Annotated in this window: 14 protein-coding genes and 1 pseudogene; 7 read left to right on the top strand and 8 right to left on the bottom strand. The window is 75.5% G+C overall.

Annotation, left to right across the window (positions count from 1 at the left end; genetic code table 11):
• Positions 1-139: 139 nt before the first annotated feature.
• Positions 140-1,591, bottom strand: a complete 1,452-nt coding sequence (locus tag ACWENR_RS25295; protein ID WP_452279456.1) for a glycoside hydrolase family 3 N-terminal domain-containing protein — start codon at positions 1,589-1,591, stop codon at positions 140-142.
• Between the two features lie 168 nt (positions 1,592-1,759).
• Between ACWENR_RS25295 and ACWENR_RS25290 the strand changes: the two genes are divergently transcribed.
• Positions 1,760-2,935, top strand: a complete 1,176-nt coding sequence (locus tag ACWENR_RS25290; RefSeq protein ID WP_452279455.1) for an ROK family transcriptional regulator — start codon at positions 1,760-1,762, stop codon at positions 2,933-2,935.
• A 155-nt stretch (positions 2,936-3,090) separates the two neighbouring features.
• Here the strand turns inward: ACWENR_RS25290 and ACWENR_RS25285 are convergent, their stop codons facing one another.
• Both ACWENR_RS25285 and ACWENR_RS25280 read right to left on the bottom strand, forming a co-directional pair.
• Positions 3,091-4,116 carry an ABC transporter permease subunit gene (locus tag ACWENR_RS25285; protein ID WP_452279454.1) on the bottom strand — a complete coding sequence of 342 codons (1,026 nt, stop codon included), beginning with the start codon at positions 4,114-4,116 and terminating at the stop codon, positions 3,091-3,093.
• On the bottom strand, positions 4,113-5,120 hold the full coding sequence (locus ACWENR_RS25280) for an ABC transporter ATP-binding protein (RefSeq protein ID WP_452279453.1): 1,008 nt from the start codon (positions 5,118-5,120) through the stop codon (positions 4,113-4,115). The genes ACWENR_RS25285 and ACWENR_RS25280 overlap by 4 nt, the downstream gene beginning before the upstream one ends.
• 104 nt (positions 5,121-5,224) lie before the next feature.
• Between ACWENR_RS25280 and ACWENR_RS25275 the strand changes: the two genes are divergently transcribed.
• Positions 5,225-6,046 carry an ABC transporter ATP-binding protein gene (locus tag ACWENR_RS25275; RefSeq protein WP_452279457.1) on the top strand — a complete coding sequence of 274 codons (822 nt, stop codon included), beginning with the start codon at positions 5,225-5,227 and terminating at the stop codon, positions 6,044-6,046.
• Between the two features lie 85 nt (positions 6,047-6,131).
• On the top strand, positions 6,132-7,028 hold the full coding sequence (locus ACWENR_RS25270) for a ribokinase (RefSeq protein WP_452279452.1): 897 nt from the start codon (positions 6,132-6,134) through the stop codon (positions 7,026-7,028).
• A gap of 14 nt (positions 7,029-7,042) precedes the next feature.
• Here the strand turns inward: ACWENR_RS25270 and ACWENR_RS25265 are convergent, their stop codons facing one another.
• Together ACWENR_RS25265 and ACWENR_RS25260 are read right to left on the bottom strand one after the other, a co-directional pair.
• Complete coding sequence (locus ACWENR_RS25265; RefSeq protein WP_452279451.1) at positions 7,043-7,450, bottom strand: ABATE domain-containing protein; 408 nt, start codon at positions 7,448-7,450, stop codon at positions 7,043-7,045.
• Positions 7,451-7,721: 271 nt separating this feature from the next.
• Positions 7,722-8,378, bottom strand: a pseudogene (locus tag ACWENR_RS25260) (AfsR/SARP family transcriptional regulator); the annotation flags it as partial.
• A 214-nt stretch (positions 8,379-8,592) separates the two neighbouring features.
• On the opposite strand from ACWENR_RS25260, the gene ACWENR_RS25255 reads away from it, so the two are divergent.
• The gene (locus ACWENR_RS25255; RefSeq protein ID WP_452279450.1) at positions 8,593-9,162 is read left to right on the top strand and encodes a hypothetical protein; all 570 of its coding nucleotides are present in this window, start codon (positions 8,593-8,595) and stop codon (positions 9,160-9,162) included.
• Here ACWENR_RS25255 and ACWENR_RS25250 read toward each other — a convergent pair.
• Both ACWENR_RS25250 and ACWENR_RS25245 read right to left on the bottom strand, forming a co-directional pair.
• Positions 9,140-9,931, bottom strand: a complete 792-nt coding sequence (locus ACWENR_RS25250; RefSeq protein ID WP_452279449.1) for a hypothetical protein — start codon at positions 9,929-9,931, stop codon at positions 9,140-9,142. The two genes, ACWENR_RS25255 and ACWENR_RS25250, sit on opposite strands and share 23 nt — an antisense overlap.
• 161 nt (positions 9,932-10,092) lie before the next feature.
• A complete protein-coding gene (locus ACWENR_RS25245) occupies positions 10,093-10,572 on the bottom strand; it encodes a DUF6232 family protein (RefSeq protein ID WP_436689237.1) in 480 nt (159 codons plus the stop codon).
• Positions 10,573-10,708: 136 nt separating this feature from the next.
• Between ACWENR_RS25245 and ACWENR_RS25240 the strand changes: the two genes are divergently transcribed.
• A complete protein-coding gene (locus tag ACWENR_RS25240; protein ID WP_452279448.1) occupies positions 10,709-11,110 on the top strand; it encodes a nuclear transport factor 2 family protein in 402 nt (133 codons plus the stop codon).
• On the opposite strand, the gene ACWENR_RS25235 is transcribed toward ACWENR_RS25240, so the two are convergent.
• Complete coding sequence (locus ACWENR_RS25235; RefSeq protein ID WP_452279447.1) at positions 11,107-11,583, bottom strand: DUF6232 family protein; 477 nt, start codon at positions 11,581-11,583, stop codon at positions 11,107-11,109. The genes ACWENR_RS25240 and ACWENR_RS25235 overlap by 4 nt on opposite strands.
• 99 nt (positions 11,584-11,682) lie before the next feature.
• On the opposite strand from ACWENR_RS25235, the gene ACWENR_RS25230 reads away from it, so the two are divergent.
• On the top strand, positions 11,683-12,456 hold the full coding sequence (locus ACWENR_RS25230) for an enoyl-CoA hydratase-related protein (RefSeq protein WP_452279446.1): 774 nt from the start codon (positions 11,683-11,685) through the stop codon (positions 12,454-12,456).
• A gap of 122 nt (positions 12,457-12,578) precedes the next feature.
• On the top strand, positions 12,579-14,201 hold the full coding sequence (locus ACWENR_RS25225) for an acetolactate synthase (protein WP_452279445.1): 1,623 nt from the start codon (positions 12,579-12,581) through the stop codon (positions 14,199-14,201).
• Positions 14,202-14,258 lie beyond the last annotated feature (57 nt).

The raw sequence follows: 14,258 nt of genomic DNA, 5'->3' as shown, positions 1-14,258 counted from the left end.
CGTGCGCGGACATCCCCGTCCCATACCCCCCGTCCGCTCCGCCAAACCCGCCCGGGGCGCAGGGGATGGGTCGCCGGCCGGGCGCGCCCCGGGCGCGGCGACCCCGGGCGGTTCGCCGCGCCCGGTGGCGGGGCCGGTGTCAGCCGGCCAGGCCGAGCACCTCGGCCGCCGCCCGGCCGTTGGCGTGGCTCGCGCCGTACGTGGTGACGAACGCCCGTACGCCCGCCGGCCGCCACCGCGCCGGCCAGCCCATCTCGACCACGGTCACCGGGTGCGCGGCGGCCAGCGCGGCCACCAGTTCGGGGCCGCCCGGCAGGCGGTGCAGGTGCCGCCCGACCAGCACGATCGGCCGGTCCCCGGCGAGCCGGCGCAGGTCGGCCGCGTCGGTCTCGTCGGCGACCACCCGCAGCTCCTGCACGCCGTCGAGGTGCGGGCCCAGGCCCCACGGCACCCGCCCCTCGGCGATGGTCGAGGCGGTGTGCAACTGGACCACCAGCGGACGGCCCAGCGCGGGCAGCTCGCCCTCCACGCGGACGGCGCGCCGCGCGGCGGCGTACCCGAGCGCGGTGGGGGTGGCCGGGGTCGCGCCGGTGGTCCGGGTCCAGGCCGCGAGCGCCGCGACGCGGCCGGCGGCCTCCTCGACCCGGGCCCGCTCCAGGCGGCCGTCGGCGAGCGCCCCGACGATCTCCTCGACCACCCGCTCGACCAGTTCGGCGTCGACCTGGGCCCCGATGCAGAGCAGGTCGGCGCCGGCGGCGAGGGCCCGTACGGCGGCCGGGCCCACCCCGCCGGCGGCCACCGCGGCGCCCTTCATCTCCAGCGCGTCGGTGATGACGGCGCCGGTGAAGCCGTACTCGCGGCGCAGCAGGTCGACCAGGACCGCCCGGCTGAACGTGGCGGGCCCGTCGCCGGTCAGCGCCGGCACCCGGATGTGCGCGGTCATCACGGCCTGCGCGCCGGCCGCCACGACCGCGGCGAAGGGCGGCAGGTCGCGCTCGCGCAGCACGTCGAGCGGCACGTCCACGGTGGGCAGCTCGTAGTGGGAGTCGGCGACCGTCGCGCCGTGCCCCGGGAAGTGCTTGGCGCAGGCGGCCACCCCGGCGGCCTGGAGGCCGGCCACCGCGGCGGCGGAGTGCGCGGCGACCCGCACCGGGTCGGCGCCGAACGACCGGGTGCCGATCACGGGGTTCTCGTCGGCGGTGTTGACGTCCACGGTGGGCGCGAGGTCGACGGTGATGCCGAGCCCGGCCAGCTCCGCGCCGATGGCCTCGTAGACCCGGCGGGTCAGCGCCACATCGTCGATCGCGCCGAGCGCGGCGTTGCCCGGGTACGGGCTGCCGGTGGCGTGCGCCAGCCGGGTGACGTCGCCGCCCTCCTCGTCGATCGCGACGAGCACGTCCGACCGGCCCGCCCGCAGGGCCGCCGTGCTGGCCGCCACCTGCCCCGGGTCGTGGACGTTGGTGCCGAACAGGGTGTGCCCGGCGAGCCCCTCGGCCACCAGGTCGACCGCCCAGTCCGGGGGGACCGGCCCCGGATACGCGGCGAGCAGCGTGCCGAGTGCGAGCCGGCGCAGTCCTGGATCGAGCCCCACGTGATCTTCCCCTTTCGGTGCCCGACGGCACGGATGTCGTACCGGCGGCGGTCGCCGACCTGCCGGGTCGGCCGAGCGCCCCGATCCGGGGCGGCCGATACGCTACGGCTACCCCGATTGCAGGTCCGTTTACAGTTAGCAAGGTTTAACAAAACTAGAGGACGTGGCATGAGTTCGACCCGGCTGCCCGGCACCCCCCGTCTGTTGCGGGCGCTCAACGACCGCGCGGCGCTGGAGCTGCTGCTGGAGCAGGGGCCGCTCACCCGGGCCCGGCTCGGCGAGTTGACCGGGCTGTCCAAGGTCACCGCGTCCCAGCTCGTCGAGCGGCTGGAGGAGCGCGGCCTGGTCACCCGGGTCGGCGAGCAGGCCGGCGGGCGCGGGCCGAACGCCCAGCTCTACGCCGTACGGCCGGGCAGCGCGCACGTGGTCGGGGTGGACGTCGGGGCCGACCGGGTGGTGGCCGCCTGCGCGGACATCACCGGCGCGGTGATCGGCCGCGTCGAGCAGTCGACCCGCGACACCGACGACCCGGTCGGCGTGGTGCACAACGCGGTGGTGCAGGCCGCGAGCAGCGCCGGGGCGCAGCTGTCGAGCGTACGGCGGATCGTGCTGGGCACCCCCGGCCTGGTCGACCCGGGCACCGGCGACATCACCTTCGCGTTCAACCTGCCGCGCTGGCACAGCGGGCTGCTCGCCGCCCTCCGGGACGACCTGCACACCCCGGTGGTCTTCGAGAACGACGTCAACCTGGCCGCCGTCGCCGAGGCGCAGTCGGGCGCGGCGCGGGGGCTGACCGACTTCGTGCTGGTCTGGGTCGGCGCCGGCGTGGGCCTGGCGATCGTGCTGGGCAGCCGGCTGCACCACGGCAGCAGCGGCGCCGCCGGCGAGATCGGCTACCTGCCGGTGCCCGGGGCACCCATCCCGCGCGACGTCTCGCGCCGGGCGAAGCCGGCGTTCCAGCAGCTGATCGGCGCGGACGCGGTCCGCGAGCTGGCCCGCGCGCACGGCTACCCGGACGACAGCGCCGCCGCCGCGGTGCGGGCGGCGGTCGCCGACGGTACGGCCGGCGGCCCGATGCTCGACGAGGTGGCCCGCCGGCTGGCGCTCGGCGTGGCGAGTACCTGCGTGGTGCTGGACCCGCCCCTGGTGGTGCTGGCCGGCGAGGTCGGCCAGGCCGGCGGGGCGGCGCTGGCCGAGCGGGTGCAGCACGAGGTCGCGGCGATCACGCTGGTCCGTCCCCGGGTGGTGCCGACCGGGCTGACCGAGGAGCCGATCCTGCGCGGCGCGCTGCGCACGGCGCTGGACGCGGTGCGCGACGAGGTCTTCGGCTCGACGGTCGGCTGACCGGAGCCGCTCACCCGCCGGCACGGACCGCGTGGCGGTCCCCGCCGGGCCGGGCTGGCGGGGACTCGGGCCACCGCGCGTCATGTGAAGGAATATTTCATCGCCAGCCCTGCTGTTGCAAGGTGTTGCCGTATCCCGGCCCGCCGGTCAGAGCCTCACATCAGGTCGCGGCGGCGGAACGCCACGAAGGCTGCGGCGGTCAGCGCGCCCGTCAGCCCGAGCAGCAGGAACAGCGACGACTGCCAGGTCAGGACGTAGGAGCTGTCGCACGAGCTGCCGGGGCCGGGCGGGCACGACCGGTAGTCCCAGAACTCGATCCGGCCGTCCAACCAGGCGACCACGTGGCTGGAGAGCATGTACCGGTTCACCTTGAGCACGTCCAGCATCTCCATCACCAGCCGGGCCCCCAGTTCCCACACCACGAGGTACCCGGCGACGGCGCCGAGCGCCGCCGAGGTGTGCCGCCCCAGGGTGGCGATGGCGAACCCGACCGTTGCGAACGCCAGCGCCAGCAGCACGCCGCGTCCCCAGAACACGCCCAGCGACCGCCAGAACGCCCCGTCGAGCCACCCCGGCTGCCCGGCGAGCCGGCCGATCAGCCAGAACGTCCCGAGGTACGCCGCCGAGGCGAGCACCGACAGCAGCGCCATCGCGCCGAGCAGCGCGCCCAGCTTGACGCCGAGCACGGTCATCCGTTGGGGCCGCCAGAGCAGCAGGTTGACCACACCGCCGGAGTTCAGGTCGGCGCCGATGTAGGACGCGCCGACCAACAGCCCGAAGAGCGCCAGGAAGGCGATCAGGAAGTAGAGCAGCGGCCGGGCCTGCTCGGCGAAGTTGAACACCCCCGGGAGGAAGTCGGCGGCCACGGGCGCCCGCTCCATCAGGGCCGGGTCGACCTCGCGGCAGTCGGCGGGGAAGTACTCCGGCTCCTCCCGCTCCTCCCCGTCGTCCGCCGTCGGGAGGCCGCGCTGGTCCAGGCAGCGCTGGTGGGCGTGCTCCAGATCGATCCGCGCCGCGGCGGCCTGCCGCTGGGCGGCGGCGAACTCCTCCGTGCTGGGCCGGTGGGAGTTGGCCAGGGTCGTCGCCGCGGTGACGCCGAACGCGAGCACCAGCAGGACGAGCATGAGCTGCACGAAGCGCCGCGCGCAGAGCCGCTCCAACTCGGCACGGACCAGGTTCACGCGTTCACTCCCCGCACGTCGAGGTCGATCACCGGTTCCCGGGGCCCGTCGGGCAGCACCGAGTCGTCCACCTGCCGGGGCGGCGCCGGGTGCGCGGCCGTGCCGGTCAGTTCGAGGAAGGCGCTCTCCAGGTCGGGGCGGATCGGGGTCAGCTCGCGTACCCAGAGACCCGCCTCGCCCAGCGTGCGGCTGACCGTCGTGGCGTCGTTCACGCCACTCACCACCAGGTGGTCGTCGTGCCCGGTCGCCGCCTGCCCCGTCGCGGTCAGCAGCTCGACGGCCCGCTCCACGTCGTCCACCCGCACCAGCAGTTCGTGCCGGTCGAAGCCGGCCAGCACCTCGTCGACGGGCCCGGCCGCCACCCGCCGGCCCCGCGAGATGATCGTCACGTGGTCGCAGATCAACTGGATCTCGGCGAGGATGTGGCTGGAGACCAGCACGGTCACGCCGGCCTCCGCCAGCGAGCGCATCAGGTCACGCATCTCCCGGATACCGGCCGGGTCCAGCCCGTTCGCCGGCTCGTCCAGGATGAGCAGCTCCGGGTCCTTGAGCAGGGCGGAGGCCACCGCCAGCCGCTGCTTCATGCCCAGCGAGTAGCCCTTGACCCGCTCGTCGCCCCGGTCCCGCAGGCCCACCTGCTCCAGCACCTCGTCGACCCGGGCGGCCGGCACACCGCCGGCCCGGGCGAGCAGGCGCAGGGTGCGCTCGCCGGTGAAGTTGCCGAAGAACTGCGGACTCTCCACGATCGCCCCCACCCGCCCGGCCACCAGGGGCAGCCCGTTCGGCGAGGGCACGCCCAACAGCGACATCCGGCCCGCGTCCGCCCGGACCAGCCCGAGCAGGGCGCGCAGCGTGGTGGTCTTGCCCGACCCGTTGGGGCCGAGGAAGCCGTGGACCTGGCCGGCCCCCACCAGGAGGTCGAACCCGTCGACGGCCACCCGGCGACCCTGCCGCAGGCTGTGGAAGGTCTTGCGCAGACCCTCGATCTCGATGACCGCGTTCATCCGCGCGGCTCCGCGTACCGACCCGGCATGGACCGTCCTTCGGCTGTGGTGACCAACGACACGGCGCCTCACCCTACGGTCGGGACGCCGCCCATGGGGGGCACCTGGGCGGTGCGTGGTTGGATGGTCGGGTGACTGGTGACGCGGATCTGGTGATCAGCCTCGACGGCGTCGGCGTACGCCGGGCCGGCACGGCGCTGCTGCACGACATGGACTGGCGGGTCGAGCTGGACGAGCGCTGGGTGGTGCTCGGCCCCAACGGCGCCGGGAAGACGACACTGCTCAACCTCGCCGCCGGGCGGCTGCACCCGACGACCGGCACCGCCCACGTGCTCGGCGAACGGATCGGCCGCACCGACGTCAACGAGCTGCGCACCCGCATCGGCCTCTCCACCGCGGCGCTCGCCGAGCGAGTGCCCGCCGACGAGCGGGTCAGCGACGTGGTCGTCACGGCGGCCTGGTCGGTGGTCGGCCGCTGGCGGGAGAGCTACGACACCTCCGACGAGGCCCGCGCCCGCGTGCTGCTAGGCCAGCTCGGCATCGGCGGCCTCGCCGACCGCACCTACGGCACCCTCTCGGAGGGCGAGCGCAAGCGGGTGCAGATCGCCCGCGCGCTGATGACCGACCCGGAGCTGCTGCTCCTCGACGAGCCCGCCGCCGGGCTCGACCTGGGCGGGCGGGAGGACCTGGTGGCCCGGCTGGCCGAGCTGGCGTACGACCCGGACGCCCCGGCGCTGGTCCTGGTCACCCACCACGTGGAGGAGATTCCGCCCGGCTTCACCCACGCGCTGCTGCTGCGCGAGGGTCAGGTGGTGGCCCAGGGGCTGCTCGGCGACACGCTCACCGGGGACAACCTCTCCAAGACCTTCGGGCTGCCGCTGGTGGTCGAGCGCTCCGGCGACCGTTGGACCGCCCGCGCCGCCTGACCCGGGCGGTCCCGGGCCGGGACGGGGTCCCTTTCCGGGGTCCTAGACTTCGCCCCAGCGTTCCGGCGGTGGCGAGGAGGTGGCGATGCGGCAGACCCGGGTCGTCGTGGTGGGCAGCGCCAACATGGACCTGGTGGGCACCGCACCCGCCCTGCCCCGGCCGGGGGAGACCCTGCTCGGCGCCGGCTTCGTCATGGTGCCCGGCGGCAAGGGCGCCAACCAGGCCATCGCCGCGGCCCGCGCCGGCGCCTCCTGCGCGTTCCTCGGGGCGATCGGCTCCGACGCGTTCGGCGTCACCCTGCGCGCCCGGATCGCCGCCGCCGGCGTCGACGCCGGCCACCTCCGCACCACCTACGGCGCGTCCGGGGTGGCGCTGGTGATGGTCAACGCCGAGGGGGAGAACGCGATCCTGGTCACCCCCGGCGCGAACGCCTCGATGACCGACCTCACCGAGCCGGAGCTGACCGCCGTACGCGAGGCGGACGTCCTGCTCGCGCAGCTGGAGATCCCGGTCGGCACGGTGACCCGGGCGGCTGCCGTGGCCCGCGCGGCCGGCACCCGGGTGGTGCTCAACGCCGCCCCGGCCGTGCCGGTGCCCCCGGAGCTGCTCGCGGCGACGGACCTGCTCGTGGTCAACGAGACCGAGGCGCAGGCGCTGACCGGGCGCGGCCGGGACGACCCGGGGGCCCTGCTCGACCTGGTGCCCCGGGCGGTGCTCACCCTCGGCGCGGAGGGCGCCTGGTACGGCGACCGGGACGGCACCGCCGTGCACGTGCCCGCGGTCAAGGTCGACGTGGTGGACTCCACGGCCGCCGGGGACGCCTTCACCGCAGCGCTCGCGGTCGCCTGGGGCGAGGGTCGCGACGTGGTCGACGCCGTGCGCTGGGCGGCGGCGGCCGGGGCGGCCTGCGCCCGCCGGCTCGGCGCCTCGGTGGCGCTGCCCAGCCGGGCCGAGATCGACGAGCTCTACGTGCCCGCCTGACCCGGGCCGCGAGGTCAGGCGCTCCGGCACGCCGCCGGGCGCCCGCAGGTTCCCAGGCTGCACCAGCGGCGCAGGCCGCTCTCGTCGAGGAAGAGCCACCCGCACCGCTCGTTCGGGCAGACGCGGACGGTGAGCCGGCGCGGGTCGGCCAGCAGTTCGGCGGCGCTCCACGCGACGACGTGCACGGGGAGCCGCAGCCCGGCCGCGAGGTCCGGCCACCACCGCCCCCGGCCGTCGGCGTCGCGCCGGAACACCATCGTCCGGGCGGCGGCCTCGGCGGCCCGCGCCACGGCGTCGAACGCGGGCCGGTCGTCGGGATCGGTCAGGCACGCGTACAACCAGGTGCGGAGCGCGCGGGCCTCGTCGAGCGCGGCGGCGGCCGCGCCGGGGTTCCGCCGGGAGAGTTGGAGCAGTCTGCTCACCGCCGAGCCCCGCGTAACCGGTCCAGACCGCCAGGGTGCGGTAGCCGCGGAGCCATTCCGAGCCGGGCAGCGGCGGCTCGTGGCCCCAGCCCGCGAAGGTGTTGCAGAACTCCAGCGCCGGATGCCCGCCGACGCTCCAGGGCAGGCTCTCGCCGTGCACCCGCACCTCGTAGACCGGCCGGTCGGGCCGGTCGAGCCGTTGGTCGTCGCGGAGGATCCGTCGGTGCACCTCCCGTAGCCGCATTCCCGGCTCGACGCCGAGGTCGGTCACCAGCGTCCGCCGGGTCGTGCGGTACACCAACAGCGCGTCGGCCTGCCGGCCGGCCCGGTACAGCGCGGTCATCAGCGCGGCGACGAGCCGCTCCCGGGTCGGGCACCGGGCGACCAGCGGGGTCAGCTCGCTGATCACCCGGGCCTGCTGGCCCAGTGCGAGCCGTGCCTCGGCCCGCAGCTCGACGGCGGTGAGGCGAAGCTCCTCGATCGACCCGGCCAGCCGCCCGCGCAGCTCGTCGTCGGCCGTGTCGGCGAGCAGCGAGCCCCGCCAGAGGTCCAGCCCCGCGTCGAGCAGCCGGACCCGCTCGGCCGGGTCTGCGGCGCCGCCGGCCCGGTGGACGAGGCCGGTGAACTCGACGACGTCGACCCGGTGCCCGTCCGGTTCCACGAGATAGCCGTCGCCCCGGGTGATGATCCGCACCCGGTGCGGCGACAGCGACGCCCGGAGCCGCCCGATGTAGGTGTGCACGGCGCCGCGGGCCGAGGCCGGTGGTCGGCCGTGCCAGAGCAGGTCGATGAGCCGGTCGGTGCTGACCAGGTGGCCCGGGTCGAGGAGAAGGACGCCGAGGATGCACCGTTCCTGACGGCGGCTGCCGAGTTCGACCGGCGCTCCGTCCTGGTGCGCCTCGAAGGGGCCGAGCAGTCGGAAGTCCATAACCGCTAATACCACCTGACCGCCGTCGGGAGGTGCCGGCCGGTGAGCCGCTGGTGAGCTCGCCGGCGCCATCGTGCGGGGCGGCGCCGGCCGGGGCTCGGGCGCGCCTCCGTGCGGTCAGGACGTGGTCAGCGCGGCCGGTGATGCTGGTCCGACCCGACCGACGAGAACACCTGGAGTGACGATGCGTTGGCGAACCACCATCGGAGCGTTCATGAGCGCCGCCCTGTTCGCGGCGACCCCGGCGTCCGCCGCCGTCGCCGGGGCGCCCCCGGGCCCCGCTCCGGCCCCGGCAGAGGTCACCGCCGCGCTCGCCGAGGCGGACCGGCTCGGCGGGTGGGTGCCGGCGCCGCAGGAGGCCTTCGAGCTGCCCGCCGGGGCGCGCTGCGACTTCGCCGTACGGGTCGAACCCGTCGTGGACGAGGTCCGCAAGCTGGTGCTGGAGACGTACCCGGGCGGTGCGCCGAGGCGGGAGTTGTACACGGGTGCGCTCGTCAGCCGGGTGAACAACCTGGAGACCGGGGCGACGAGCATGGCGGACGCCAGCGGCACGTCGCTGGTGATCCACGGCACGGACGGCTCGATGACCTGGTACGTGGTCGGGCCGGTGCTGCTCGGCTTCCGCGAGAACGCCGGCTCGTTGCCGCGCGGCCTGTGGCTGGTGGACGGGGTGTTCCGGGTGGACTTCACGCCGACGTACGACAAGACCGTCACGATGGTGCGCGGCACCGCGCACGACGTGTGCGCCGACGTCGGGCAGCTCACGCCTCCACGTCGTCGGTGAGCTTCTCGCCCCGGCGGCGGAGCATGCCCAGCCCGGGGATGCCGGCGACGGCGAGCTTCAGGTCGCGGGTGACGTCGAGCAGGTCGTGCAGGTCCGGGCCGACCCGGTCCAGGGTGGCCAGGATCGGCAGGATGTCCGCCGTGAGGTGCTGCCGGAGCTTGGGCAGCTCGTCGACGAGGCGGATCGCGGCGGTCACCTCCTCGTGGCTGAGCTGCTCGACGAACCGGGTCGCCATGGGGGCCGCCCGGCGCAGCGCCGGCTCGTACGTCGTCAGCAGCTCGGCGGCGGTGGCCGCCGCCTCCGCCGCCGTGCCCACGGCGCCGGCCGCCCGCCCGGCGACCGCCTCGGCCTCGGCGACCACCACGCCCGCCGTGCGGGCCACCTTGTCCGCCTCGCCGACGATCGCGGCGGCGCCGGCCGACACCTGCTCGACCTCGCCGAGCACGACGGACGCGGCGGTCGCCACCTCGGTCGCGGTCCCGATCGCGGTGGTCGCGGCGGCGCTGATCACGCCCACCTCGCGCACCGCGGCTTCGGCGTCGGTGAGCACCCGGTCGGTGCGGTCGAGCGTCTGCTCGACCCGGTCCACGAGGCCGTCGATCCGGTCCACCACGCCGTCGACCCGGCGCAGCAGCGTCTCCACCGAGTCGAGCACGGCGAACGCGCGGGCCGGCACCGCGGCGAACGAGGCCGCCGAGCCGAGGGCCTGGTCGAGGGCGGAGCGGGTCAGGCCGACGACCGCGGCGGGCCGGGGGAGGGGAATCACCATGGCAACAAGTGTGCGTCCCCCGCGCCCGGACCGCCCGACGGGACGGGCGGCGGGCCGGCGGCGCGACGGGCGGCGGGCCGCGGCGCACCCACCACGGGCCGGCGGCGCGACGGGCGGCGGGCCGGCGGCGCACCCACCACGGGCCGACGGCCGGTTCGGGCTCAGGGGTCCGTGTGCCGCTCGACCGCCCGCTGGACCGCCCGGTAGATCTGCCCGAACCGCAGCGCGTCCGGCGTGCGCAACAGCAGCACCTCGCGGCCGTGGTGCTGCACCCAGAGCTCGTGCACCTTGCTGCCCCGCTCGTAGGAGCGGTCGAGCCAGCCGAGCGGGATCTCCAGGAACGGGGTCAGGGCCAGCGCGCCGACCGCGCACGCCGCGAGGATGACCAGCGCCAACTGCCACTCGCCCCGGTCCTGCGCCGACCAGGCCAACGAGAGCACGCAGACGACCGCGACCAGCGGGGGCAGCGACAGGAGCAGGACCAGGACGCCGCGCCCCAGCACCCGCCCCCGCACCGCCAGCGTCTTCGGGCCCTGCGCGTGCCAGACGTACGTCACGTCGGCGATCGCGACGGCGTGGCCTCCCACCCGGATCGACTCCGAGGTCACCTGCACCGCGTCGTCCCGGTAATAGAGGGTCATCACTAAGCCTAACCACTCGCGGGCGACCGGCCGCGAGTGCCGCGTCCCGTTCCCGTCCCTTGGCGGAGTGACCGGGCCGTGCGGCGGCGAGCGGGGGGCGGCGCGGGGCGGCGCCGGTTGGGTACCGTGGCCGGTCATGACGGAGCAGGAGCGCAACGTCGAGGTGGTCCGCCGCTACCTGCGGACCTTCGTCACCAAGGACCTGGCGGAGTTGCGCGCGGTGGTCGACGAGGACGTGCGGATCTACGGCTCCGGCCGGCAGGTGCGGGGGCGCCACCACGTCGAGGGCGCCGTGGCCTCGCCGGGGCTGACCGTGCTCGACCAGGAGATCGTCGAGATCTTCGCCGCCGGCGACCGCGTCGTGGTGTCGCTGGCGCAGACCTATCGGCGCGACGCCACGGGCGCGACGGCGGTGCAGAGCACCTGCAAGATGTACCGGCTGGCGGAGGGGCGGATCGTGCGGTTCTGGGGCGAGCAGGACCTGTTCGGGCTGCTGCGCGGCCTGGGCATGTTGCCGGACGAGCCGATCGAGTTCTAGCGGCGGCGGGGCGACACCGGCTGGCCGGCCTCCACCGCCCGCTGCACGGCACGGTAGACCTGCCCGAAGCGCAGCGCGTCGCGGGTGCACAGCAGCCGCACCGGCTGGCCGCGCCAGCGGGCCCAGATCTCCAGTTGCCGGCTGCCGCGGGCGTACGAGCGGTCCAGGTGCTCGAAGAGGAAGTCGGCGACCGGCCCGACGGCCAGCCCGACCAGCACCGAGGCGCCGACGATGGCGACGGTGACGGTGAGGGAACGGTCCAGGTGCAGCGCCAGCGCGATGCCGAGGGCGGCGGCAACCAGGGGGCCGGCGAGGGCCGCGCCGATCGCGCCCCGGCCGGCGAGCACCCGCCACGACCGGCTGCCGCGCCGGTGCCACACCATGCTGATGTCGGCCAGCCGGAACGTGCGGCCGTCGACGCGCACGGCGGCGGAGGTGACCTGCACCGACCTGTCGTCGTAGTAAGTGATCATGGCGGTTCTCCCGGTGGCGGGCCTGAGACCACACTACTTACCCCAACGGGCCGGGCCGTAAGGTTGGCTCGCGACTTCGACGAGGAAGTGAGGGTCAGCGTGGGCGAGTTCGTGCGGCTGGAGACCAAGGACGGCATCGGCACCATCCGCCTGGAGCGGCCGCCGATGAACGCGCTCAACACCCAGGTGCAGGAGGAGCTGCGCGCCGCGGCCGCGGCGGCCACCGCCGACCCGGGGGTCCGCGCCGTCATCGTGTACGGCGGGGAGAAGGTCTTCGCCGCCGGCGCGGACATCAAGGAGATGGCCGACATGTCGTACGTGGACATGGCGGACCGGGCGGCCGACCTGTCCAGCGCGCTCGGGGCGATCGCCCGGATCCCCAAGCCGGTCGTCGCCGCGATCATCGGCTACGCGCTCGGCGGCGGCTGCGAGCTGGCGCTGGCGTGCGACTGGCGGGTGGTGGCCGAGGACGCGAAGCTCGGCCAGCCGGAGATCAAGCTCGGCATCATCCCCGGCGCGGGCGGCACGCAGCGGCTGGCCCGCCTGGTCGGCCCGGCGCGCGCCAAGGACCTGATCATGTCCGGCCGGATGGTGGACGCCCAGGAGGCGCTGCGGATCGGGCTGGCCGACCGGGTCGCCCCGGCCGCCGAGGTCTACGACACCGCGGTCGAGCTGGTCCGGCCGTACCTCACCGGCCCGGTGCAGGCCCTGCGCGCCGCGAAGCTCGCCGTGGACGGCGGCCTGGACATGGACCTGAACTCCGGCCTGGCGTGGGAGAGCCAGCTCTTCGCGGCGCTCTTCGCCACCGAGGACCGCCGGGAGGGCATGGCGGCGTTCGTGGCGAAGCGCAAGCCCGACTTCACCGGCCGCTGACCCGGCGTCGTGGCCGGCGGGCCCGCCCGCCGGCCACCGCGCGGCGAGACGAGAGCTGTTCACATTCTGCCTACCGCTGAGTAGCGTGTGACTCCGGTCATGCGGACGAAGGGAAAGCGGCGATGACGGAGCGGATCGAAGGTCACGGCGGGGAGCTCGCGCTCGCGGCGCTGCGCGCGTACGGGGTGCGGGAGATGTTCACCCTCTCCGGCGGGCACGTCTTCCCGCTCTACGACGCCGCGCACAAGACGGGCTTCCCCATCTACGACGTCCGGCACGAGCAGTCGGCGGTCTTCGCCGCCGAGGCGGTGGCGAAGCTCCAGCGCCGCCCCGGTCTCGCCGTGCTCACCGCCGGCCCCGGCGTCACCAACGGCATCTCCGGGCTGACCAGCGCCTACTTCAACGCCTCGCCGGTGCTGGTGCTGGGCGGGCGGGCCCCGCAGTTCCGCTGGGGCTCGGGCAGCCTCCAGGAGATGGACCACCTGCCGCTGGTCGCCCCGGTCACCAAGCACGCCGAGACGGTGTTCAGCCCCGACGACATCCCGCGCGCGGTGACCTCGGCGCTGACCACCGCGCTCACCCCGCACCGGGGCCCGGTCTTCCTCGACCTCCCCCTGGAGGCGGTCTTCTCCGTCGCCGACGCCGAGCTGCCCGCCCTGCCGGGCATCGCGCCGGTCGAGCCCGACCCGGACGAGGTGGCGAAGGCGGCCGACCTGATCGCCGCCGCCAGCCGCCCGGTGATCATCGCCGGCTCCGACGTCTACGCCGGGGACGCCGTCGACGCCCTGCGGGCGGCCGCCGAGTCGCTCCAGGTGCCGGTCTTCACCAACGGCATGGGCCGGGGCGCGCTGCCGCCCGAGCACCCGCTCGCCTTCGCCAAGGCCCGCCGGGTGGCGCTCAAGGGCGCCGACGTGGTCGTGGTGGTCGGCACCCCGCTCGACTTCCGGCTCAGCTTCGGCGACTTCGGCGACGCGAAGGTGGTGCACGTCGTCGACGCGCCCAGCCAGCGCGCCGGGCACGTCCAGCCGGCCGCCGCCCCCGCCGGCGACCTCCGCCTGGTCCTCACCGCGTGGGCCGAGCACCCCGGCGACCGGGCCGACCACGCCGGCTGGATCGCCGACCTGCGCACCGCCGAGGACGCCGCGAAGGCGCGCGACGCCGAGGAGATGGCCGCCGAGACCGACCCGATCCGGCCCGCCCGGATCTACGGCGAGCTGCGCAAGGTCCTCGCCCGCGACGCCATCACCATCGGCGACGGCGGCGACTTCGTCTCGTACGCCGGCCGCTACCTGGAGCCCGCGCAGCCGGGCACCTGGCTCGACCCCGGCCCGTACGGCTGCCTCGGCACCGGCATGGGCTACGCGATGGGCGCCCGGGTCAGCCACCCCGACCGGCAGATCTGCGTCCTCATGGGCGACGGCGCGGCCGGTTTCTCGCTGATGGACGTGGAGTCGCTCGCCCGGCAGAAGCTGCCGGTGGTGATCGTGGTCGGCAACAACGGCATCTGGGGCCTGGAGAAGCACCCGATGCGCGCCATGTACGGCTACGACGTCGCCGCCGACCTCCAGCCGGAGCTGCGCTACGACCAGGTGGTGGGCGCCCTCGGCGGCGCGGGCGAGACGGTGGCGAAGGCCGGCGACCTCGGGCCGGCCCTGCGCCGGGCCTTCGACGCCGGCGTGCCGTACCTGGTCAACGTGCTGACCGACCCGGCCGACGCGTACCCCCGCTCGTCGAACCTGGCCTGAGCCGCCGCCCGCCGCCGGGCCCCCCCCCCCCCCCCCGCCGCCCCCCCCCCCCCCCCC

This window comes from Micromonospora sp. NPDC004336 (assembly GCF_053602615.1).
The sequence above is the reverse complement of the archived record's forward strand: the minus strand, read 5'-3'. Positions and strand labels throughout refer to the sequence as shown.

Coding starts and splice junctions, on each gene's coding strand:
- ACWENR_RS25225 (WP_452279445.1), top strand. CDS start 12,579: ATGACGGAGCGGATCGAAGGTCACGGCGGGGAGCTCGCGCTCGCGGCG.
- ACWENR_RS25240 (WP_452279448.1), top strand. CDS start 10,709: ATGACGGAGCAGGAGCGCAACGTCGAGGTGGTCCGCCGCTACCTGCGG.
- ACWENR_RS25255 (WP_452279450.1), top strand. CDS start 8,593: ATGAGCGCCGCCCTGTTCGCGGCGACCCCGGCGTCCGCCGCCGTCGCC.
- ACWENR_RS25235 (WP_452279447.1), bottom strand. CDS start 11,583: ATGATCACTTACTACGACGACAGGTCGGTGCAGGTCACCTCCGCCGCC.
- ACWENR_RS25290 (WP_452279455.1), top strand. CDS start 1,760: ATGAGTTCGACCCGGCTGCCCGGCACCCCCCGTCTGTTGCGGGCGCTC.
- ACWENR_RS25245 (WP_436689237.1), bottom strand. CDS start 10,572: ATGACCCTCTATTACCGGGACGACGCGGTGCAGGTGACCTCGGAGTCG.
- ACWENR_RS25250 (WP_452279449.1), bottom strand. CDS start 9,931: ATGGTGATTCCCCTCCCCCGGCCCGCCGCGGTCGTCGGCCTGACCCGC.
- ACWENR_RS25270 (WP_452279452.1), top strand. CDS start 6,132: ATGCGGCAGACCCGGGTCGTCGTGGTGGGCAGCGCCAACATGGACCTG.
- ACWENR_RS25280 (WP_452279453.1), bottom strand. CDS start 5,120: ATGAACGCGGTCATCGAGATCGAGGGTCTGCGCAAGACCTTCCACAGC.